Origin of the sequence: Pseudoalteromonas atlantica (assembly GCA_007988745.1) — a bacterium.
In the GTDB taxonomy this organism is placed as follows: domain Bacteria; phylum Pseudomonadota; class Gammaproteobacteria; order Enterobacterales; family Alteromonadaceae; genus Pseudoalteromonas; species Pseudoalteromonas atlantica.
The window spans coordinates 20338-42238 of record BJUT01000005.1; the positions used below are offsets into that span (position 1 = coordinate 20338).

16 protein-coding genes are annotated in these 21901 nt (G+C 41.6%); 10 read left to right on the forward strand and 6 right to left on the reverse strand.

What is annotated here, in order from left to right:
* Positions 1–22 precede the first annotated feature (22 nt).
* The 5 genes from PAT01_RS04140 (at position 23) to PAT01_RS04160 (ending at position 5950) form a co-directional block, all read left to right on the forward strand.
* Positions 23–1546 (forward strand): mannitol dehydrogenase family protein, encoded by a 1524-nt coding sequence (locus tag PAT01_RS04140; RefSeq protein ID WP_154944864.1) that lies wholly within the window; start codon positions 23–25, stop codon positions 1544–1546.
* 2 nt (positions 1547–1548) lie between these two features.
* Positions 1549–2466 (forward strand): carbohydrate kinase family protein, encoded by a 918-nt coding sequence (locus PAT01_RS04145; RefSeq protein WP_154944866.1) that lies wholly within the window; start codon positions 1549–1551, stop codon positions 2464–2466.
* 637 nt (positions 2467–3103) lie between these two features.
* Entirely contained in the window at positions 3104–4570 is a 1467-nt protein-coding gene (locus PAT01_RS04150) for a carbon starvation CstA family protein (protein WP_004589533.1), read from the forward strand.
* 91 nt (positions 4571–4661) lie between these two features.
* A complete protein-coding gene (locus PAT01_RS04155) occupies positions 4662–5354 on the forward strand; it encodes a cupin domain-containing protein (RefSeq protein WP_154944868.1) in 693 nt (230 codons plus the stop codon).
* Positions 5355–5569: 215 nt separating this feature from the next.
* Complete coding sequence (locus PAT01_RS04160; protein WP_004589535.1) at positions 5570–5950, forward strand: SpoIIAA family protein; 381 nt, start codon at positions 5570–5572, stop codon at positions 5948–5950.
* Positions 5951–6018: 68 nt separating this feature from the next.
* Here the strand turns inward: PAT01_RS04160 and PAT01_RS04165 are convergent, their stop codons facing one another.
* From PAT01_RS04165 to PAT01_RS04175, 3 genes are all read right to left on the reverse strand, one after another.
* Positions 6019–6966 carry a carbohydrate kinase family protein gene (locus PAT01_RS04165; protein WP_154944870.1) on the reverse strand — a complete coding sequence of 316 codons (948 nt, stop codon included), beginning with the start codon at positions 6964–6966 and terminating at the stop codon, positions 6019–6021.
* A gap of 111 nt (positions 6967–7077) precedes the next feature.
* Positions 7078–9468 (reverse strand): TonB-dependent receptor, encoded by a 2391-nt coding sequence (locus PAT01_RS04170; RefSeq protein ID WP_024032781.1) that lies wholly within the window; start codon positions 9466–9468, stop codon positions 7078–7080.
* A gap of 163 nt (positions 9469–9631) precedes the next feature.
* Positions 9632–10849, reverse strand: a complete 1218-nt coding sequence (locus PAT01_RS04175) for an MFS transporter (protein WP_154944871.1) — start codon at positions 10847–10849, stop codon at positions 9632–9634.
* A 173-nt stretch (positions 10850–11022) separates the two neighbouring features.
* Between PAT01_RS04175 and gtfA the strand changes: the two genes are divergently transcribed.
* Complete coding sequence (gene gtfA / locus PAT01_RS04180) at positions 11023–12495, forward strand: sucrose phosphorylase (protein WP_154944873.1); 1473 nt, start codon at positions 11023–11025, stop codon at positions 12493–12495.
* Positions 12496–12568: 73 nt separating this feature from the next.
* Here the strand turns inward: gtfA and PAT01_RS04185 are convergent, their stop codons facing one another.
* Both PAT01_RS04185 and PAT01_RS04190 read right to left on the reverse strand, forming a co-directional pair.
* Complete coding sequence (locus tag PAT01_RS04185; protein WP_121638349.1) at positions 12569–13600, reverse strand: LacI family DNA-binding transcriptional regulator; 1032 nt, start codon at positions 13598–13600, stop codon at positions 12569–12571.
* 79 nt (positions 13601–13679) lie between these two features.
* Positions 13680–14576 carry an AraC family transcriptional regulator gene (locus tag PAT01_RS04190; protein WP_154944875.1) on the reverse strand — a complete coding sequence of 299 codons (897 nt, stop codon included), beginning with the start codon at positions 14574–14576 and terminating at the stop codon, positions 13680–13682.
* 163 nt (positions 14577–14739) lie between these two features.
* Between PAT01_RS04190 and exaC the strand changes: the two genes are divergently transcribed.
* The 4 genes from exaC (at position 14740) to PAT01_RS04210 (ending at position 18592) form a co-directional block, all read left to right on the forward strand.
* On the forward strand, positions 14740–16260 hold the full coding sequence (exaC, locus tag PAT01_RS04195; RefSeq protein WP_024032776.1) for an acetaldehyde dehydrogenase ExaC: 1521 nt from the start codon (positions 14740–14742) through the stop codon (positions 16258–16260).
* 419 nt (positions 16261–16679) lie between these two features.
* Positions 16680–17336 (forward strand): DUF2971 domain-containing protein, encoded by a 657-nt coding sequence (locus tag PAT01_RS04200; protein ID WP_138576720.1) that lies wholly within the window; start codon positions 16680–16682, stop codon positions 17334–17336.
* 111 nt (positions 17337–17447) lie between these two features.
* Positions 17448–17813 (forward strand): DUF7674 family protein, encoded by a 366-nt coding sequence (locus PAT01_RS04205; RefSeq protein ID WP_154944950.1) that lies wholly within the window; start codon positions 17448–17450, stop codon positions 17811–17813.
* Positions 17814–18292: 479 nt separating this feature from the next.
* Entirely contained in the window at positions 18293–18592 is a 300-nt protein-coding gene (locus tag PAT01_RS04210; protein WP_024596978.1) for a hypothetical protein, read from the forward strand.
* 313 nt (positions 18593–18905) lie between these two features.
* Here the strand turns inward: PAT01_RS04210 and PAT01_RS04215 are convergent, their stop codons facing one another.
* A complete protein-coding gene (locus PAT01_RS04215) occupies positions 18906–21839 on the reverse strand; it encodes a TonB-dependent receptor (protein WP_138576722.1) in 2934 nt (977 codons plus the stop codon).
* Between the last annotated feature and the right edge of the window lie 62 nt (positions 21840–21901).

The following is a 21901-nucleotide window of genomic DNA, read 5'->3' on the forward strand; positions in this document are numbered from 1 at the left end:
ATTGTTTTAGTAAGGCCGCACCATGACGCAACACCAGCACACTGACGCTCTTGTTAAAGGGCTAAACCAACAAAGCTTGGCAGATATGCCAAGCCATGTAGATACACCAAACTACGACCGTAGTAAGCTTAAAGCGGGTATAGTTCATATTGGTGTGGGCGGCTTTCACCGAGCTCACCAAGCGGTGTACATTAACGAGCTATTAAAAACGCCAGGTGCTGAACAGTGGGGTATTTGTGGTGTTGGCTTATTAGAAGGTAACCGTGGTCTGCGCGATATTTTAAAGCAGCAAGACTACCTTTACACGCTAACGGTAAGACACCCAAATGGGCAAATAGATAACAAAGTTATTGGCTCTATGATTGACTTTTTGTTTGCTCCAGAGGACAAACAAGCGGTTATTAATAAGCTTGCGCACAGCGATACGCATATTGTGTCGTTAACCATTACCGAAGGCGGCTATAACTTTAACCCAGTTACGGGTGAGTTTGACTACTCAAACCCAGACATTATTAACGACATTAATAACCCGAACGACCCAATTACGGCGTTTGGCTACATTACTGCTGCATTAAAGCTACGTAAAGAACAAGGCCTTGATGCGTTTACAGTACAGTCGTGCGATAACATTCAGCACAACGGTAATGTAACGCGTAAAATGCTATTTGCCTTTGCGGCCGAGCAAGACAAAGAACTAAGCGAGTGGATTGCTACTAACGTAACTTTCCCAAATGCAATGGTTGACCGTATTACGCCAGTATCTAAAAAGAGCGATATTGACTACGTTGTTGATGCGTACGGGGTTAGCGATGAATGGCCAATTACCTGTGAGTCGTTTACACAATGGGTCATTGAAGACTCATTTTGCTGCGGACGCCCAAATTGGGATAGCGTTGGCGCACAATTTGTAAGTGACGTAACACCTTTTGAGACCATGAAAATACGCTTATTAAATGCAGGCCATTCGGTACTGGGTTTATTAGGCTCTGTACATGGCTACGGCACAATTGACGAAACAGTATCAGATCCTTTATTTGCTAAGTACTTACGTGCGTTTATGGATAGAGAAGTAACGCCTAACCTAGAAAAATTAGAAGGCATTGATCTTGAAATCTACAAAGACACGCTAATTGAGCGCTTTGCTAATCCAAACATTAAAGACAGCTTATCGCGCATTTGTTCAGAAAGCGCAGCAAAGCTACCTAAGTTTTTAATTGCCACCATTAACGAAAATCTAGCCCATGGCCGTGATGTATCACTTGCGACCCTGGTTATTGCTGCATGGTGTTTTTACAGCGATAAAGGCGAAGATGAGCAAGGCAATAAGCTTGAAATAATTGATGCAATGCAAAGCGAGTTACATGAAGCCGCGGCTAAAACGGCGACTGATGACCTTGCATTTTTATCGCTAACAAGCTTATTTGGCGATTTAAATACGCAAAGTGCCTTTACGTCTCACTACAAAAACAATGTAGAAGCGTTATACGCACCGGCTAGCAAAATTAAAGCAATTATGAATAACGTGCTTGAGCCTAAAGGTAACTAATAATGAGCATTTTAATTGATTCTAAACAAGGTGAAGACGTAAGCGTAAGTTGCTTTGGCGAAGTACTATGGGATTGTTTTGCAAACGATAAACGCTTAGGCGGCGCGCCGCTTAACATGTGTGTGCGTATTAACTCACTGGGCATTAAAGCCGACATGATAAGCGCTGTAGGTAACGATGAACTGGGTACTGAGCTACTAGGCGAAATTAAAAGCAAAGGCGTAAGCTGCGAATACATTGGCGTTAATAACGACAAAAAAACCAGCACAGTACAAGTTACCCTAGATAAAAGCGGCTCAGCCAGCTACGAAATAGTTGCCGATACAGCGTGGGATAACATTGAGCTTACAGACTCACTTATTGAAAAAGTAAAAGCCAGTGATGTATTTGTATTTGGCAGCCTTATTGGCCGAAGCGAAGCCTCACTTGCCACATTAAACCAATTAGTTGATGTAGCTAACTTTAAAGTGTTTGACGTAAATTTACGTGCGCCACACTACACGTTAGACACATTAGTAGATTTAATGAATAAAGCCGACTTCATCAAATTAAACGATGAAGAGCTTTATGAAATTGCCAAAGCAATGGGCTGTAAGTTCCATTCACTTGAGCAAAACTTAGCGTTTATTGCACAGCAAACTAACACCGAATACTTATGTGTAACTAAAGGCAGCCACGGTGCACTACTAACCATAAAAGGCGAAAATTACTATAACTCAGGTTATTTAATTAGCGTTGTGGATACAGTAGGCGCGGGGGATTCGTTTTTAGGGTCGTTAATTTATCAGCTTTGTAGTAGCGATTGTGCACAACATGCTGTTGATTTTGCGTGTGCAGTAGGTGCTATGGTGGCCGAAAGTGCCGGTGCTACACCTACACTTACTCATGAACAAATTAACGAGTTTATGAGCCCAGCGTAACGTAAAAAATCACAGTTACACCCAATCATTGTGTGTGTAAGCGGCTTTACTTTTATAGTAAAGCCGCTTTTTTTTTGCTTTAATTTTTATTAATAAAGCCGTTTAGATTAAGTGTTGAGCAAGGTGCATAAAAAGTAACTCAAATAGGGTCTGTTGACCTTTGCAGTTTGAAATTTGTTCAAACTAGGGGCGGTTTAATCGCGGCGCGAGGTTTGTAACCTAGTGGGCTCGATAACTGCTCCTGCGTTATCCTAATGGCTTACATCCATGTAAGAATAAGTCAAAACCGAGCAAATCTTCCGCGTCCTGCTCACGCCCCTTACCTACATCCATGTAGGCAACAAAGAGTAAATCGCCCCTAGACAGAACCCGAAGGGCAGCGCCTGTTTGGAATTAATGCTGCGTTATCGCCTACTTATGGGGAATAACCACACCACATAGGCTCTGCCTTGCCTAAATACCAAACAGGCTGCTGCAAATTTAACCTTGAAAGGTCTACAGACCCTTGTGTATTAGCTATTCGTCTTATAGCGGGGGGATTAATACTTTGTTAATGTTCGTCGATTATTCATGGATTGAAAGGCGGGGCGGCAATTAGGCGCTCTATACTCCAAATACAAAAAGAGAAACGTGCTTTATGATCATCTTTTTTATCTGCATAACAATCTTAATACTGGGATATAAGTTTTATAGCCCGTTTGTTGAAAAACAAGCAGGTATGGATACAACAGTTGATACACCACAAAAACGCTTTAGCGAAGGTGTTGACTATGTAGCCATTCACCCTGTGCGTGCATTTTTAATTCAGTTTTTAAATATTGCGGGCGTAGGCCCTATATTTGGCCCAATTTTAGGTGCACTTTACGGACCAGTAGCACTTGTTTGGATTGTGCTTGGTAACGTATTAGGCGGTGCAGTACACGACTTCTTCTCGGGTGTGATGAGCATTAAAGAAGATGGCAAAAGCTTACCAGAAATAGCAGGGCACTATTACAACGTTGTGTTTAAAGGCTTTATGCTAATATTTACAGCCATGCTGCTATTTTTTGTGGGCGTTGTATTTATTATGAGCCCAGCAGGCTTATTAAGTAACTTAGATGTATTTGAAGGCACTTTTTTTGCTAATAATACCTTTTGGGTTTTGGCTATTTTAGCGTACTACTTTTTAGCAACCCTGCTACCTATTGATAAAATTATTACTAAGTTTTACCCGCTATTTGGCTTATTAATGATTGTAATGACTACATTAATAGCCGGTGCGTTATTACTAGATGCGCCACATTTACCAGTTGCAGGCGACTTTTTAGCCTACTTTGAAGCAGACCACGCGCATGACTTTTTAGAGCCAAACCCTGATGGCCTGCCAACCTGGCCGTTACTGTTTATTACTATTACCTGTGGTGCTATTAGTGGCTTTCACTCTACCCAAGCGCCTATTATTGCCCGCTGTTTAACAAACGAAAAATACGTACGCCCAGTATATTACGGCGCAATGATGTGTGAAGGCATTGTAGGTTGTGTATGGGCACTTGCGGGTATTGCTGCATTCCCAGAAGGTTACGCAGGCTTAAAAGCATTGCTTGATCAAGGTGGCCCAGGTTTAGTGGTTAACCATGTAGCAAATAGTTACTTAGGCGTAATGGGCGGTATTATGGCCATTATTGCTGTTGCGGTGTTCCCTATTACCTCTGGCGATACGGCGTTCCGTTCACTGCGTTTAACCGTGGTTGATGCGTTTAATATTCCGCAAAGCTTACGTAATCGCTTATTACTGGCTGTGCCAATTTTAACGATTGCCTTTTTCATGACTAAATTAGATTTCTCGGTTATTTGGCGCTACTTTGCATTTTCAAACATGCTGCTTTCAACCAGTGTGCTATGGCTTGCAACTAAGTACTTATTTGATAGACGTGCATTCCACTGGATCACCAGTATACCTGCCGTTATCGCTACTGGCGTAACACTTTCGTACATTATGACTGCTGCTATTGGCTTTAATTTATCGGCCGACTTAGGTAAACCAATTGGTGCCGCTGTGGTTGTTATTGGCTTAGTAGGTTTAGTGTTTGTACATTCTAAGCATAAAAAGCTAGATGTAGCGTAAAGCGTTAAAAATTAAATAAGCGAGCTTATTAAGCTCGCTTTTTTTATGCATAAAATTTACCCTCACACTATGCAATATTAAAGGTAATAAAATGAAAATAGCCGCCGATTTTACCCAGAGAGTCGTTGTTCATAGTGAGCAACTTAATTGGAACCCTTCGCCAATGGCGGGCGTTGATAGGCGCCCACTTGATAGAGTAGGCGCAGAAGTAGCCCGTGCTACAAGCATTGTACGTTATGCACCAGGGAGCGAGTTTTCGCCTCATGTGCATACAGGCGGCGAAGAGTTTTTTGTACTAGAAGGGGTATTTAAAGATGAGCATGGCGATTTTCCACAAGGCTCTTATATTCGTAACCCACCGCAATCAAAGCACAAACCAGGCTCAGATGAAGGCTGCATAATATTTGTAAAGCTTTGGCAATTTCAACCACAAGATAGAACCCACGTACGCTTACAAACACAGCATATGGGCAGCGTGCAACACGACACATTTAAAGGCCTTGCCATAACCCCACTTTATAAAGATGACTTTGAAGATGTGAGCTTATTGCATTTTGAGGCAGACGCCAACATGCAAATTAGTGCAAACGGGGGTGCTGAGTTACTCGTGCTTGAAGGCGAAATAAGTGAGCAATCAGACGTATTAGTAAAACACAGCTGGTTAAGGCTGCCTATTAATAGTGAGCTTAATATAACCGCAGGTAAGCGAGGTGCAAAAGTGTGGCTTAAATTAGGGCACTTAACAGATGTAGATAAACAAATAGAGCGCGTACAAAACGCTTAGCAAATAGCATTATTGTTTGATTTAGTTCAGTACTAATTAACTTAATACGGTGTAGTTTTATGGTTTAACTCAGTAAGTGATGGGTATTTTTGGGGTTTTTATTTTTTAAAGGGAATAATTTCACTTTATAGGCTTTAATTAACTCCAGCTTTCGTTATTAAGCCCATTCACACAGGCTGTAAATAACATAAGCGCACCCGATTAAGGAGAGCAGCATGGTACACACAACACATGGTTTATCTATTGGTATTGAACGCGCAGGCCGAGAATTTTTTTTAAAACTAAAAGCTGTAGGAACGCTAACCCACGACGACTATAAAGTCATTACCCCCATGATCGACTCAGCCCTTGGCGAGGTTAAACACCCTATAGCAAACGTGCTTATTGATGCCAGCGAGCTAGAAGGTTGGGAGCTTCGCGCCGCGTGGGATGATTTAAAGCTTGGCGTAAGACACTCAAAAGAATTTAATAAAATTGCTATTTATGGCAATCAAGAATGGCAAGCCCGCATGGCTAAAATAGGCAACTGGTTTATTTCAGGCGAGGTGCAATACTACGAAAACGCCACCGCCGCCATCGATTGGCTAGATGAATAATTAAATAATAAAAAACGCTCTCAAGAGCGTTTTTTATTATTTAAAGCACCTTGCACTCTACTTAAGAGTTACATTACATCAGCCAGCACAGGTAATGCCGGAAAAGCGCCTTTAGCTAAACACGCTTTAGAGCCACATTGAAGGGCAAAGTGCAGGGCGTTTTTTATGCTAGTTTCATCATTTAACTTATCTGCTAGTGATAAATCACTCCCTAAGTTATTTAAATAGTATAAAACTCCCGCTATAAAAGCATCGCCCGCGCTTGTTGTATCTACTGCGTTTATTTTTGGTGCCGATTCGTTAAGTATAAATGCGCTGTGGTAAACCGTAGCAGGCTCTGGCCCGTCGGTTAAAAACACCAGTTTTACTCCGGTATTTAATAGCATTTGAATGTAATCTTCGCCCGTTGTTTCGCTATGCTTTGCTAAAAAATTAAGTTCATCGCGCGAAAGCTTAACTATGTCGCAATAAGCGAAGCAGGCTTTTACATTGCTGGCTATATCATGGGTATTTTCCCACAAGCTGTAGCGTAAATTTACGTCAAAACTAACGAGCTTATTATGTGTTTTAGCAAGTTCTAGCGCTTTAACCGTTGTGCTAGCTATGGCTGGATCGGTTAGGGTGTTTGAGCAAAAGTGCAGGGTGCTTATGCTTTGCCAATTTATTTGCGCTAAATGCGCTTGGGTTAAAAGTACATCGGCTGTGTTATGGCGATAAAAGCCAAAACTGCGCTCGCCTGTTTCATCAAGGCTTACTATTACCATGGCGGTTTGTGAGCCAGCAATGGTAAATAAATAGTCTGTATTTACATTGTATTGAGCCAATGCATTACTTAATTGATTGGCAAAATGATCGTCACCTTTACCACCACAAAATGCAGCCTCACCGCCAAGTTTTGCATAGCCAACAGCAACATTAGCAGGCGCACCACCAGGGATGGGTAAGTACGCTGAGTTATGAGCATCTTGTGGCAGCATATCAATTAAAAGCTCGCCTAAGCACAGGAGTTTGGTCATTTGGAATATCCTAAAAAACCCAGCAAAGCTGGGCTAAAACATGAAGGGTGTTATTTATTCATACTTTAAAAGGCGCTACAGCGATGACTCACTGCAGCGCAATACACACATTTAGTTAAAAGCGTATTTTAAAGTAACCGACGTAGTGCGGCCGTTAATAGTACGGGCACGAATAATGTCGTTTTCTGGTACTGAGCCTTCTTCGGCTTCTGTAATACCTACTGTATCGAATAGGTTGTTTACATTAAGCGCAAGGTTTAAGTTTTCTGATAAGTCGTAGCTTACAAACGCATTTACTTGCGTGTAGCCGTCAAACTTAAGGTCGTTGTTATCTTGTGCGTAAGCATCGGTTGTACCAATAAAGCTTACACCTGCCGCGCCTTTATCGTAGCTGTAACGCGCCATTAATGAGTAAATTAAATCCGCTTGGCGACGTGGTGTGTTACCTACAACTTCAGGAGTTAGCGCATCTTTTGCAATTTCAGCATCGGTCCAAGTAAAGTTACCTCTAAAGTCCCATGCATCCATAAAGTAAGTTGATTCAACCTCAATCCCTTTTGCTTCGTATTCACGGTCGAAAAAGGTTTGCGATGTTGCTTCAAAGTTTTGCTCTTCTGTTTCTGCGTAAAAGGCTGTTGCAAATACCGAGAACGAATCAAAACGTTTTTTCACACCAATTTCAAATTGGTTTACTTCATCTACTGCATCTTCATCGGCTACGCTTCCGTCACTGCGTACTTTACCAAATAATAAACGGTCTGCATTTGCGCGCCCACCTTTACTAATACGTGCAAACGTCGCTAGGCTTGGGTCAATTTGGTAGTTAGCACCTACAGAGTAAGACGAGTAGCTCCAGTCGTAATTTACTGGGCTTGCATTAGCTATATCAATACCTGCAACGTTTTGCTCAGGAATAGAAATAGTACCGTCGCGGTTCATATCTACTGTTGAGGTTACGGCACCTGCGTAGTTACCGCGTGCTTCACCGCTGTCGTAGCGGGCACTTGCATCAATGCTTACATCACCAAGTTTTGTTGAAAACGCAACATACGGTGCGCGAGTGTCGTACTCGGTGTCGTAATCGCGCTGACAACAGTTACCCCAATAAGGTGTGCCGTATGCGTATAAACCGTTTTCTGAATACTCAGTGCCATCGGCTGCGGTTACATTTAAAAGTGCCGCATTGTCGCCTTTAAGCTCCATTAAGTACGAGTTCCATAACCACGACATAGCAATGTTTTGCGTTGAGGCAAAGTAACCAAAGGTTAGGCTAGTGTCATCGCTAAACGATTTAGTCAGTTTAAAATCGTTAACAATAGAGCCAAAGTCATTAAGCGTTACATCAAAAGTGTGAATACGCATGGCAAGTTCATCATTAAATGCTTCGCCTGTGTTTGCGTTACTCAGTGTTGCGCCTACACCGCCAATACTTTGTGCAATAGACGATGCGCTGCCAACCTCAGCAGGAATAAGCGAGTTAAAGTTGCCGCTAATTGACGATTTACGAAAACGGTTTTCGATACGCCAATCGTTATCTAAATCAAATACAGCTTCAAAACCTACTGCATCCACTTTAGGGTTCATGCCGTCGCGTAAATCGCCACTGCTAATTTGGTTTTCGCCATTTAGGCGCACTGTTTTGGTAAATAATGCTGAATGCGGTGTATCTGATTGCGCATCAAACCCGGCAATAGAATCACCATTTGAGTACATTGGCATAGGAAGGTAGCCAACACTCTTATCGTCTAGGTGTTTGTAATAAAGGCGTACGTAGCCGTTCTCAAAATCTTTAGTAAGGTTTGCTTTAATTTGGCCACCTTTATTTGATGTGTAGCCTGTTTCGCGCGGGCCTTCGCCTTGGCGTACAAAACCACCTACATGAAAACGCACGCTGTCGGTTAAATAGGTGCCGTATTCAAAATCGGTGCGTACACTGTCGTAATCTAGGCCAACAGTTGTAGATACGCTACCCGATTCGTTTTCGCCGTTTTTAGAAATAAAGTTAATTATGCCGCCAGGTGCATTACTGGCTGATGTAGAGGCTGAGCCACCGCGAATTGATTCGATTGTTTGCACTGTGTTATCAAGGCGCATAAAAATATCGGCGTTACCAAAGGCAACATCACCAAACTGCATTACAGGCAGACCATCTTCTTGCAGTTGTAAAAACTTAGCGCCACCCGATGCTACAGGTAAGCCACGCACTGCAATATTTGCATTACCTTCACCGCCTGTTGATTCAGCGCGAACACCCGGAATAATTCTAAATGCTTCAGCCGTTGAGCGTGGCGTTGATACCTCAACTTGCTCAAGCGATAAACTGCTTACTGATGAGCTCGATGCCATAATAGTTGTGCGGCGAGGTACACCGGTAACAACAATTGTTTCAAGCCCTTGCTTAGCTTGCACTTTGGTTTCTTGCTCGTCTTGTGCATGAACGCCTTGACTTACTGCAAGTGCTAAGGCACTGATTAAATATAAAGGTGTGTGGTGTGTTGTCATGTTAACGCCTCATTGTGTTGTGTGAGTTTGTTATTTTTACTTAATCGATTAAGTAAAAATAACAAAGTTTTTACAATATGCAAATTGTTTTTGTGTGTAATTTGCACTTTTTTTGTTTTTATATTGATTTTAAAGGTATTTTTATTCTGGCTTGAGCAGCCATTTATGCATTTTTAGTTAATGCTTTTGCCGCAGGGTCGCGGTAAAAGTTATAAAGCATGGCTAAAAATAAGATCACAGCAAAGCCGGTAGCTAAGTAAAAACCGTAGCGTACGTGGCCAAAGTAATCACTTATCATGCCCATAAATAAAGGCGCAAGTGCGGCCGAAAGCGCGGTAAAAAATAAAATAACACCCGCTACTGCACCATGTTGTGCAACAGGAAAGCACGATATACCTTTAGAGTTTAAAGTAGGGTAAACCATCGACATAAATAAACCCGAAAGCGGAAGCAAGCCTACCGCCCAATCAACACCGCCTACCAAAGTGCCTACATAACACAGCGCGATGCCTAAACTTAAATAAGCCATAACCCCTTGCCAGCTAAAGTGATTTAAAAGCCATACAGCAATAAAGCGCCCAGCAGCACGTAATACAAAAAATATAGTAAGTGCGTAGGTTGCAAGTAAAGGCCACGAGCCTGTGTAATCTTTTAAAAGTGTTGGCATCCACACGTAAATAGCAACCTCGGTAGCCACATATAATGCAATAGCCAACGAAAAACCAAGTGCGTACGGGTTTTTAATCATTTTCATGGTGGTGGCAAGTGAAGCGGGTTTTTCTGTGCTTTTAACAACACTTGGGTAGTCGGCGCGCCATGCCATTAACGCTAAAATTAAACACATAACGCCGGCAATAATGTACAGGTAAGTCCAGCTCACGTTTTGAGTAAGCAGTACGCCTACCAGCGCAGGGCCAACTATGGCACCAATACCAAAAAAACCTTCTACTTTGTTCATGGTTTTAGTGTGCTCTGCGTTACTTGCAGATATATCGCCAAGTAGCGCTAGTGCACCGGTTTTAAATAAACCAATGGCAAACCCTATACAGCACAGCAAAATTAAAAACACCGAAAAGCTATTGCTAAAGGCAAACAAAAAGCAGCTGAGCGAAAAAATAAGTAAGCCCAGCATTATGGTTTGTTTACGGCCTAGACTGTCGGCTAAAAAGCCTAAAAACAAGCCACTAAAGGCAATAAGTGCCATAGGTGCATAATGAAAAGCACTGGCTTGGGTCATGCTTAAACCAAACTCTGTGATTAGTTCAGGGATGATCATACCTACTGCATCTGAGGTCATCGCAAACATAAAAAACATCATGTAAGTGAGTATTCGTATGCGCTGCATTGGGTCGCTTTGCGAGTGTGTGTGTAAATTCGTCATGTGATTTTTCCTCGTTGTGGCTCAAGTTATAGTAATAACTCAATCACTTACTCTAGTTAGTATTACCTTTGCCACAACTTTTGTATGTAAAATATTTAAAAATTACTTGTAAAATTGTACGTGCTAGTTAAAGATATATCTTAATCGATTAAGTTTCAACTTGGTAATCACACATGATGAAGAATAAAGTTCAATTGATCACATATGCTGATCGAATCACAGGTCAAGATATAAACGCACTTACTACGCTTTTAAATGGCCAACTTAAGGGCGTTTTTGGTGGTGTACACCTTTTGCCGTTTTATAATCCGATTGATGGCAGCGATGCAGGCTTTGACCCGATTGATCACAGCGAAGTAGATTCTCGCATTGGTACATGGGGCGATATTCAAGCATTGGGTGAAAACCATGACCTAATGGCCGATTTAATCGTTAACCATGTTTCAGCGCAGTCTTATCAGTTTCAAGATGTGCTAGCTAAAGGTAAACAATCAAAATTTTGGGATTTGTTTTTAACAAAAGAAGACGTTTTTCCAAATGGTATGAGCGAAGCTGAGCAACAAGCAATTTATCGCCCGCGCCCCGGTAGCTGTTTTACGCCAATGCAGTGTGGCGATGGTCAAACGTATGACTTTTGGACCACGTTTACCGATAACCAAATTGATATAAACGTAAAAGTTGAAGCGGGTATTGCGTATTTAAATAACGTATTAACTAAGTTTTCTGAAAATAACGTAAATATTATTCGTTTAGATGCAGCGGGTTACGCAATTAAACAAGCCGGTACTAACTGTTTTATGCTAGACGAAACCTTTGGCTACCTAGATAACTTATCAAAGCAAGCAAACGAGCTTGGCATGGAAACCATTGCTGAAATTCATAGCCACTACCAAACACAAGTAGAAGTAGCAAAGCGTGTAAACATGGTTTACGACTTTGCATTACCGCCGCTTATTTTACATAGCTTATTTAATAACGATGTAGATGCATTACTTAAATGGTTACAAATTTCACCACGCAACTGTTTAACGGTACTTGATACACACGACGGCATAGGCATTATTGATGCTGGCCCAATGGGCGACAAGCCAGGGCTATTAAATGCACAGCAAATAGATACCCTTGTAGAAACCATGCATGCCAACAGTAACAACCAAAGCCGCCAAGCTACAGGTGCTGCTGCCAGTAACGTTGATTTATACCAAGTAAATTGCACGTATTACAATGCATTAGGCGCTAACGATTTAGATTATTTGATTTCGCGTGCCATACAGTTTTTTGCCCCCGGTGTCCCGCAAGTGTACTACGGTGGTTTATTTGCCTGCGAAAACGATATGGATTTACTTGCGCGTACCAATGTGGGCCGTGATATTAACCGTCCGTATTTAAATACTGAAACAATTGAGCACGCACTCAATAAACCTGTAGTAAAAGGTTTAATAGAGCTCATTAAATTACGTAATGAACACCCCGCTTTTGCAGGAGAGTTTAGTGCTCACGGCACCCAGGGAATATGTTGTTTAACGTGGCAACTTGAAGATAAGTCTATTGCATTAAGTGTTAATTTTAAAACGCGAGATGCACTTATTACCCAAGTAAATGGTGATGAAGAAACAACGATAAGTTTAAACGCATTGTTAGCCTAACAGGCTATTAAAACATAAAAGCCAAGCTCTTGAGCTTGGCTTTTGTTTACCCAGTCCTTTTTAACATAACCTATTAACCACTTGCGCCAATATCTAGCTCGTAACTTACATCACATATTTTTTCTTCTTTAGATATAAATAGTTCGGCGGCCATTACGCCTTTTTCTTGGCTGTTTTGATGAATAGTGGTTAGGCGAGGCACAAAACGAGCGGCTTCGTCTATTCCATCAAAGCCGACAATACGCAGTTCTTCACCTATTTTTATGCCTTGTTTTATCGCTTCTCGCATGGTGGCAAGGGCAATTAAATCACTCATACAAATTATAACGTTAGGGCGAGGGGAGGCACTCAACACCTCTTTAGCGGCAATGTTAGCAAAACGCTCGCTGCTCTCAGGTATATTCCAAATGCGGTCATCAGCTACGGTTATATTTGCCTCACTTAAAGCACGTTGATAACCCCGTAAACGTTGGTGCGAAATAGATTGCCCTGTTTCAAATTCGTGGTGCTCATATACGCGGCACAATACGTTTTCATCAAGTAATCTTAAGCCTAAAATAGCGACTTTATCGCTTTGATTTTTTAAAACATGCTTGGCTATTTCGTAACTTGCTTGCTCGTTATTAATATTTACTGAGGCATTGCGGGCTATATCAAAATCAATAGTTACCACATGTTTAGAGACCGTTTTTAACTGCTCTACTAATGCGTGATTTCGAGGGCGGCCATAACAAATAAAGCCATCAACAAAGTCGACCACACTGTTAAGGTTATCGCTATTACCAGAAAACAATAAAACATTAATGCCGTTTTTTTCAAGCACCGAGGTTACACCCCGCATAAAGCTGCTGGCCACAGGGTCCGACACCATATATTCCACGCTATCGGGCAGCACTAACGCCACAATATTAAACGTACCACTGCGAAGCGATTGCGCGGCTTTATTGGGCCCGTAATAGCCCAAGGTTTTGCACGCTGCAAGAATATCGTCTCGGCGTTTAGCCGATAGCTGATCAGGGCGATTAAACGCATTAGAGACTGTTGCGTTAGATACACCTAACTCTTTAGCAATACTTTTTAGGGTCCAGCGGGTTTGCTTACTCATACCAATTCTTTACTCAATACTCATGTTAATAAACTAACATATTCAGGGCGTTAGCAAAGTAAAAAATAAGGTTTTAGCCTTAATGCCGGCACTCTTTAGGCGCAATGCCAAAGGTTTGTTTAAATACACGACTAAAGTGGCTCGCGCTATTAAACCCAACATCAAAGCACACTTGGCTAATTGCATGGCCTTGCAGTAATTGATTGCGGGCTTTTTTAAGTCTTAATTGTTGCTGCCAAAGGGCTGGGGTAGTCCCAAATGCCAGTTTAAACTGCTGATAAAACTTACTGCGGCTCATGCAGGCTATTTTGCACAAGGTATTTATGTCGAGCGTTTCGTTTAAGTGCTCTTCAATATAAAGCAGTGCATCGCTTATTTTTGTTTTAAGGCGTGGTTTATCGCTATTAGCGAGTAATAAATCGCGACTTTGTTGTTGTAACAACCGGGTGATCAATTCGTTTAACGATAAGTCAATTAAGTAATGTCGCTGTGCGCCTTGTTCGCTAAATAAATGCACCATGCGCTCTAATAATTGCTGTGTTTGGCTATTATGTTGGCTATGCACCAATTGCGGCACATACTCGAATAAGCCGCCATCGTGTGCAAAGCTTTGCTGCATGTTAAGCGCATTCGCCACAGCGTTTATTTTATCTTTGCTTATTTCAATTGCTAAACATGTGGTTGGGGCGTGCATTGATGCCTGTGGAAAATCAATTAATACACCTTGCTCTGGCGCTAATACAAACGACTCGTGGGGTAAAAATGCTTTATGGTATTGGCTACTTTCTACGTGCATTACTTTTTTACCGCTGAGCATGGCACAAAACAGTAACTCCTTTGAATGCAGTGCCACCTTTTGTGCGCGTTGGTACGTGTCGTAAATGCTCAACTCGCTGTTATCTGCTGCAAATGTCACTTTATTTTCTATTAAAACATCAAGTTGTTGGCGTTTTTTGTTTAACTGAGATGTGTGCATATCAATCCTTTAAATTTTTATTAGTGTGGACTCACAGACAACTTTTGTGGACAGCTAATCAAGTTTTTAGGTGCTCGTTAGGCTAATGTCAAACTAAATATAAAGCATTTTGTTTTATATAAATGTTCGACCTTTAGCTAACAACAATAAAGAGAGCACACACATGATATATGCGAATCCAGGTAGCGACGGCGCACTCGTAAACTTTAAACAACAATACGGAAATTACATTGGTGGAGAGTGGGTAAAGCCTGTAAATGGCCAATATTTTGATAATATAAGCCCAGTAAACGGTAAGGTATTTTGCCAAATACCTCGCTCCGACAAAGACGATATAAACCTAGCACTCGACAAAGCGCATGCAGTGCGAGAGCAGTGGGGCACAACCTCGGTGACCGAGCGCAGTAATATACTGCTAAAAATAGCCGACCGAATTGAGCAAAACCTAGAGCTACTAGCCGTTGCCGAAACATGGGATAACGGTAAAGCCATTCGCGAAACACTCGCGGCTGATATTCCGCTCGCGGCCGATCATTTTCGCTACTTTGCAGGGTGCCTACGCTCGCAAGATGGCAGTATTGGCGAAATTGACGAAACCACGGTGGCGTATCATTTTCACGAACCGTTAGGTGTGGTTGGGCAAATTATTCCGTGGAACTTCCCTATTTTAATGGCAGCATGGAAACTTGCCCCAGCTCTTGCTGCAGGTAACTGTGTGGTACTAAAACCAGCTGAGCAAACACCGGCCTCTATTTTAGTTTTAATGGACATTATTGGTGACTTACTGCCTGCAGGCGTGCTCAATATTGTAAATGGGTTTGGTAAAGAAGCAGGCGAAGCACTGGCCACAAGCAAACGCATTGCTAAAATTGCATTTACAGGCTCTACACCTGTCGGCTCACATATTTTAAAATGTGCTGCTGAAAACATTATTCCCTCAACGGTAGAGCTTGGCGGTAAATCGCCCAATATATTTTTTAATGATGTAATGGAAAAAGACGACGCGTTTTTATCAAAAGCCATAGAAGGCGCCGTACTTGCTTACTTTAACCAGGGCGAAGTATGTACCTGTCCATCAAGATTGTTTATTCAAGAAGATATATACGAGCAATTTATTGAGCGCATACTCGAACGTACCCAACAAATTAAACGTGGCAATCCACTCGACAGCGAAACCATGGTGGGCGCTCAAGCTTCAAAAGCACAGTTTGATAAAATACTTAGTTACATAGACATAGGTAAAAAAGAAGGCGCCGAAGTACTCACCGGCGGAAACGTAGAGCAGCTAAATGACGATTTAAATGGTGGTTATTACATACAACCTACACTGCTTAAAGGTACCAACGACATGCGTGTATTCCAAGAAGAGATTTTTGGCCCTGTTATTTCTATGTCGACCTTTAAAGATGAAGCCGAAGCACTCGAACTTGCCAACAGCTCAGAATTTGGCTTAGGCGCAGGGGTGTGGAGCCGAAACATGAACCGTGCTTATACCATGGGGCGCAAAATTGAAGCTGGCCGAGTGTGGACCAACTGTTACCACATGTACCCAGCACATGCTGCATTTGGTGGGTATAAAAAGTCAGGGATAGGGCGCGAAACACACAAACTAGCACTCGATCACTACCAACAAACTAAAAATTTATTAGTGAGCTATAGCGAAGATCCGCTCGGCTTTTTTTAATAAAACAGTTCAAACTTAAACACAACAACCATTAAGTGATGAGGGCGCTGCATATTTGCAGCGCTTTTTTATTCACTGTACTCACAACACTATTTTAAGCGTGTTGTAATATATAAGTACAATACCAGCCGCGTTTAAAGCGTTAAAACCTAAGCGCGTTAAATAGGCCATTACCTGCGTTAAAAACGATTTTACGATATTAACTTTTTATAAAAGTTGCTCTAAAAATGAGCAGTGATTTATGCATTGTCGGATATTACTGATCTCCCCCAATTTAGTGTGTTACTGCATTAATGGAGATTTCTTTGTAGTTAACTAATTGTTTACAGGTGGTTATTTGCTGGCTAAGATAAAAGCATCGTAATATAGGGACATTTGTCGGTTTATAAAACGACAAATGTCGTAGACAAAGTTGTTAGGTGCCGATATTAGCTATGCTATTTTATTACTTCACATCTGCAAAATACGGAATTGAGAACCTCAAAAACGAGCGTTTGAAAATATCCGATTTTTCAAACGTAAATGATCCATTTGAGCTTTTAGGCATTGAATTACGAGATGAAGTTGTTCGCAAGGCCGTGAATTTTGAAAAGTCTAAAATTTCGGAAAAATATGGTTTGCTCTGTTTTAGTGAAGATAAGTACAATCCTGTTCAATGGGCTCACTATGCTGACAATCATAAAGGTGTTTGTCTAGGATTCGAAATTGATGAAAAAAAGCTTCGGAAAGTTAAATATGTTTCAGAGCGCCTTGTAAAAGAAACCTTAAATCAAGCCGATTGTAATGAGAAATTGTTAACTACCAAGTTTAGCCATTGGAGTTACGAGCAGGAAAGGCGTTTAATAATCCAAAACACTAATGATTCAATAGCTAGTCAAGGTTTGCGCTTTAAAGAATTTGATAGTGATATGTTGCTTAAAGAAGTTTATATAGGTTGCAAATCAGATTTAGTTTTTGCCGATATAGTTGGCGCTTACGCTAGCAAAAATAAAAGCGTGATTGTAAAGGTAACTAGACCATCATTTCGAGATTTTCGTATCGTTTGGGATAAAAGTAAGAAAAGTGTCCGCACCTAACATGGGTTTTCAAGTCGGACAAATTACAGTTGGCTTTTTGTTCGTTCCTCACTTATTTTAGCCAACTGTAATATGCCGCTTAAAACGGCGTTAGGTGCTTCTGAGAAATCAATGGCCAGTTCAAAGATAAGACAGTTCTTAAAAGAAATCCGCACTAAATTTCCTGACGTTGTGCCTCTTATGGAAAAATATGAAAAATGGGCACTCACATTCCTAATGGAAGAGTTCGCAAATTTGACAACCATTTTGTTTAACCAAGGTAATTTAGAAGAGGCATTAGAACAGTTGCAGTACATGAGCGAAAAACTAGATACTGCAACCAAAGCAGAATCCGAATACATAGATGTATATTATGCAGAGCACTTATTCTGGAAAGGTACAAAAGAAGGTATTGAGCGTGGCTGGCCTCTCGTGCCAGATAATCTCAAAAAACTATACTTGGGCTTTCATGGTAAAGCCCCTAGAGTAGTGGTTTAAATATGCACGCACCTAACAACCTAATCAACACACTCACTTCGTTCGCTGGGATGCATACACATGGGCTGCGTCGCTTCGATCCAAATTATAGCCCATGTGTTTCCGCCCCTAAGTAGGGTGTTATTAGGTGCTCTAGATAGTATGCAGAATATAAATCCATGGCTTTGGTCAGCTTTTGTTTTGTCTCTCTCAGGGATCTTTTTTAGATGGGTGTTTGGTAATACGCTTGTGAGCTTGTTTCTTGCCGTATTGCTAGCTTTAGCGATAGTACCTTTAGTTAAAAAAATTCAGAGAAAGAATTAACAAGATACCCATCCAAACTTTGTATTTTTCGAAGCCTAGATCCTAATAGGCTAAATAAAATGGGTGTTATCATAATTTGCTTTTTGGGTACAAATTAATTCCCTTAAAGTATAAAGCTATATAACTTACTAAGTGTATACATTTTATTGACGTAAATTAATTAGCAGGAAAGCCGAATGAACAATAAAATACTCAAATCATCTACCGCTACGTATCAAAGTGGTGTTGCAAAAGCCGATGGTAAATTTTATGTAACGCAAGGTGAAGTACGTTTTGAGCCATACAATGAAAGTGCTGGTTTAGGGCCTTATACTTTTACACGAAGCGCAATCGTAAAAATTGAAAAGTCAGCAGGGACAGGCGCAGGCATTTTACCACTAACAAGCGATGCCATAACAATCACTTTAGATAATGAAGATACTTATGACTTTATTTTAGCAAACCCCGATGAATGGATTCGTCTACTCAAGCATTAAGCAATCTCTAGAGCTGGCATTTAGGTAAAAATAAACGAAGCACCCATCTTAACTTTGCAGTTTAGTAAAATATGCATTAGATTTTTGCCTAAAAAATAGACTAGTTGTTTTGTGGTAATTGCAATTAGGCTTGGTTAAAACAAAATACAATCACTGTATTATGCGCTACATGGGGCAGGAGACTTTTACCAACCCGATGTGGCATATAACGGCATTGATTGGACAACTGATGTATTGCTTGAGCAAATAAAAACGTTATAAAAAAAGCCGCTTGTTGAAACAAGCGGCTTAACTATTCTAACTAGGGAATAGTTCAAAACGTGTAACGAGCACCCACTGAGTAACGAGGGCCGTACTGATTAGCAAATAAAAATTGCTCTTCGTAACGGCCGTAGCCTTCTTCGGTGGCATTGTTTAAGTTTATGCCATCAAAAAATACCGTTACGTTTTCGTTTACATCGTAGTTAACGCTCATATCCCATTGGCCGTAGGCTTTAGCATATTGCGGTGGTGCATCGGCTGAGCCTTGTGCTTGGCCTACACCAATTAAGTACGAGTCGCGCCATGCGTAAGTAATTTTGATTGATAGGCCGTCTTTTTCGTAAAAGCCTTGAAAGTTAGCAGAGTCACTTAAACCTGTAAGCGGAGCTTGTTGGTCTAGGCTTTCGCTATCAAATTCTACATCGCCATCTACAAACGTGGCGTTAACACCTACACCAAAACCAGTTTCGCCAATTAAGTGCTGAACAGCCACTTCAAAACCATCTACCGATTTGCTGTCGGTGTTTTGTGGTTGGCTTATGTTCCATACCATAAGTGGGTCATCGCTATTTGGCTCAATGACGCCATTCGCATTGCCATAACCATTGCTAATCATTTGCGCAAAAATAGCATCGGTGGTTGCTTGCTCGCCGCGCGATTCAATATCGCTAACTGCTTGTAAGTAACGTGGGCCGTTTAAAATGTCGTATAGGCCTTCAATCGTGGTTTGCGTAATGGTGGTTTGAATAAAGTTATCTACGTCTTTTTTAAAGTAACCAATAGAGGCGTAGCTGCCTTCTGCGTAGTAATACTCTAAGGATAAGTCGAGATTGGTTGATTCAAACGGCAATAAATTTGTATTACCTTGGCTACCCGTGCGCGAGCCAGGTTTTGGGCTGCCTGTTAAGCTACGGCCACCGGCTAAATCACCCAGTGGTGCACGCGACATAGTTTTACCCCATGATACGCGGGCTACAACGTCTTCGGTTAAATCAACACTTACATCGATTGACGGTAATAATATGTCGTAATCGCCTTGCTGCTCTAAGAAGTTATCATCGCCGCCGGCTGCATATTGCATTATCCACTCTGAGGCGCTGATCCAGTTTACTTGTTCTTCAACACGCTGGCGTACTGTGCTGGTTACATCTGTTTGCTCGTAGCGCAGGCCTGCGTTTACTTTTACGTAGTAATCGCTTACATCAAACTCCCAGCTTGATTGAATATAAAAGCTGTTTGTAATTTCTTCTACGTAGCTTTCGCTATCAATACCATCCATGTAAGCATTGGCTGCGTATGCATCGCCACCGGTTACATCAGAAGTTAGGTAAGCCATTTGGCGAGCCACTGCTTCGTCAAAATCGTAGGTGTAGTAGTAACCTGGTTGTAAGTTGCTGCCGCCACCATCAAATTGATCTAAAAGGCCCGACGTATCGTGGCGAGTAAACATGCTATCTGGGAATATTTCTGTGTACGATGGGTTAAAACCAGGGCCACCCACTAAACCACTCCATGCAGTGTAACCACCGGTGTTTTGCTCAGTTCGCGATGCACCAAATTTTACTTTAACTAGGCCAATATCAAAGTTTTCATTGTACCAAGTGGTATGTAATTGTAATTGCTCAATGTTTGATTCACCTGGCGAGTGCGTAAATTGGCTAAAGTTAGAGTCAATTTCGCCTGGCGTTAATTCGCTTGTGCCGTTTAACCAGTTAACTTGAGCACTTGGAATTTCGCCTGTGCGGTAATCGTAAATTTTATTTGCTAGCTGATCAGAGCCTAAAATCACTTGGCCGGTACTGCCTAGCCCGTCATCGGCGCCGTTATCGGTTTCATTTTTAGAGTCATGGTAATCAAGTTCAACGTGCCACGTGTCGTTAATTTCCCACTCTAGGTTTAAACCAATAGAGCGTGCTTTTACTTCTGTGGTGCCTTTGTTAGCTGTAAACGAGGCATCGTTACCGCTAATATCGGCATAAACAGCGGTGCCGTTTTCATCAAGCTCGTAGCCATTAATATTGCTACCAAAGTCGTTCCAAATACCCCAACCAATACTTTCAGAGCCCGTAACCGCTTTACTTGCTGTGTAATCTAAGGTGGCTACAAAGCCATCAACCGGTTCAAATTGAAAAGTAACTTGGCCGTTAGTACGTTCACGCTCTACATCTTCAATAGAGTAGTTCATGTCTTTAGGGAAGTAGTAGTTACCTGATGGGTCAGTACGGTTATCAACAACGTTACTGCTATCTAATTCAGGTAAATCAACATTGGCTTGCCAACCTTGAATATTGGCGCGTTGTTTTTGAAAGTCGCGTTCTTGATGCGAAAACGAAAAACCAAAACCAAATCTGTCATCTGCAAATGTGTTGCTATAAACAGCCGAAAGCTCCGGGGTTACATCATCACCGGCTTCGTTTGATGAGTCGTGATTTGCTTTAACCGTGGCTGAAAAATTTTGGCCTGGCTTTTGAAAAGGGCGCGCAGTAGAAATATTAACTGTAGCACCTAAACCACCGCTTGGTACATCGGCGCGCGCTGTTTTAAATACTTCTAGCGCACTTACGCCCTCTGAGGCAATGTTTTCAAGGTTGTACGAACGCGTATAACCTGTGCCTGGCATTTGGCGGCCGTTTAACGTAATTAAGTTAAACTCTGGGCCAAAACCACGTACGGTAATTTGGCTACCTTCACCGTTTGCACGGCTCACCGATACACCGGTAATGCGTTGTAATGATTCTGCTAAATTGGTATCTGGAAATTTACCCATTTCTTCTGCTGAAATGGCATCTACCACGCCCGATGAATCACGTTTCATATCCATAGAACGAATAAGTGAACCACGAATACCTTTTACTTCAATAACTTCTACATCAGGAGATGCTGCAGTGTCTGCTTCGGCAGCAATGGCCGTATTTAACGTGCTTGCAGCAATGATAAGAGACACAGAAGCCGCAAGTTGGCTCTTTTTAAAATTGAATGTGTTCATAATAGCTCTGCTTTATAAAATGTTGTTGTGTAGCAATAGGCGCCATGCGCCTATTGTAGTGT

Bases quoted from the DNA above. Each gene is read 5' to 3' on its own strand.
- gtfA (WP_154944873.1), top strand. From the start codon at position 11,023: ATGATGAAGAATAAAGTTCAATTGATCACATATGCTGATCGAATCACA.
- PAT01_RS04170 (WP_024032781.1), bottom strand. From the start codon at position 9,468: ATGACAACACACCACACACCTTTATATTTAATCAGTGCCTTAGCACTT.
- PAT01_RS04160 (WP_004589535.1), top strand. From the start codon at position 5,570: ATGGTACACACAACACATGGTTTATCTATTGGTATTGAACGCGCAGGC.
- PAT01_RS04140 (WP_154944864.1), top strand. From the start codon at position 23: ATGACGCAACACCAGCACACTGACGCTCTTGTTAAAGGGCTAAACCAA.
- PAT01_RS04190 (WP_154944875.1), bottom strand. From the start codon at position 14,576: ATGCACACATCTCAGTTAAACAAAAAACGCCAACAACTTGATGTTTTA.
- exaC (WP_024032776.1), top strand. From the start codon at position 14,740: ATGATATATGCGAATCCAGGTAGCGACGGCGCACTCGTAAACTTTAAA.
- PAT01_RS04155 (WP_154944868.1), top strand. From the start codon at position 4,662: ATGAAAATAGCCGCCGATTTTACCCAGAGAGTCGTTGTTCATAGTGAG.
- PAT01_RS04215 (WP_138576722.1), bottom strand. From the start codon at position 21,839: ATGAACACATTCAATTTTAAAAAGAGCCAACTTGCGGCTTCTGTGTCT.
- PAT01_RS04210 (WP_024596978.1), top strand. From the start codon at position 18,293: ATGAACAATAAAATACTCAAATCATCTACCGCTACGTATCAAAGTGGT.
- PAT01_RS04205 (WP_154944950.1), top strand. From the start codon at position 17,448: ATGGCCAGTTCAAAGATAAGACAGTTCTTAAAAGAAATCCGCACTAAA.
- PAT01_RS04150 (WP_004589533.1), top strand. From the start codon at position 3,104: ATGATCATCTTTTTTATCTGCATAACAATCTTAATACTGGGATATAAG.
- PAT01_RS04165 (WP_154944870.1), bottom strand. From the start codon at position 6,966: ATGACCAAACTCCTGTGCTTAGGCGAGCTTTTAATTGATATGCTGCCA.
- PAT01_RS04175 (WP_154944871.1), bottom strand. From the start codon at position 10,849: ATGACGAATTTACACACACACTCGCAAAGCGACCCAATGCAGCGCATA.
- PAT01_RS04185 (WP_121638349.1), bottom strand. From the start codon at position 13,600: ATGAGTAAGCAAACCCGCTGGACCCTAAAAAGTATTGCTAAAGAGTTA.
- PAT01_RS04145 (WP_154944866.1), top strand. From the start codon at position 1,549: ATGAGCATTTTAATTGATTCTAAACAAGGTGAAGACGTAAGCGTAAGT.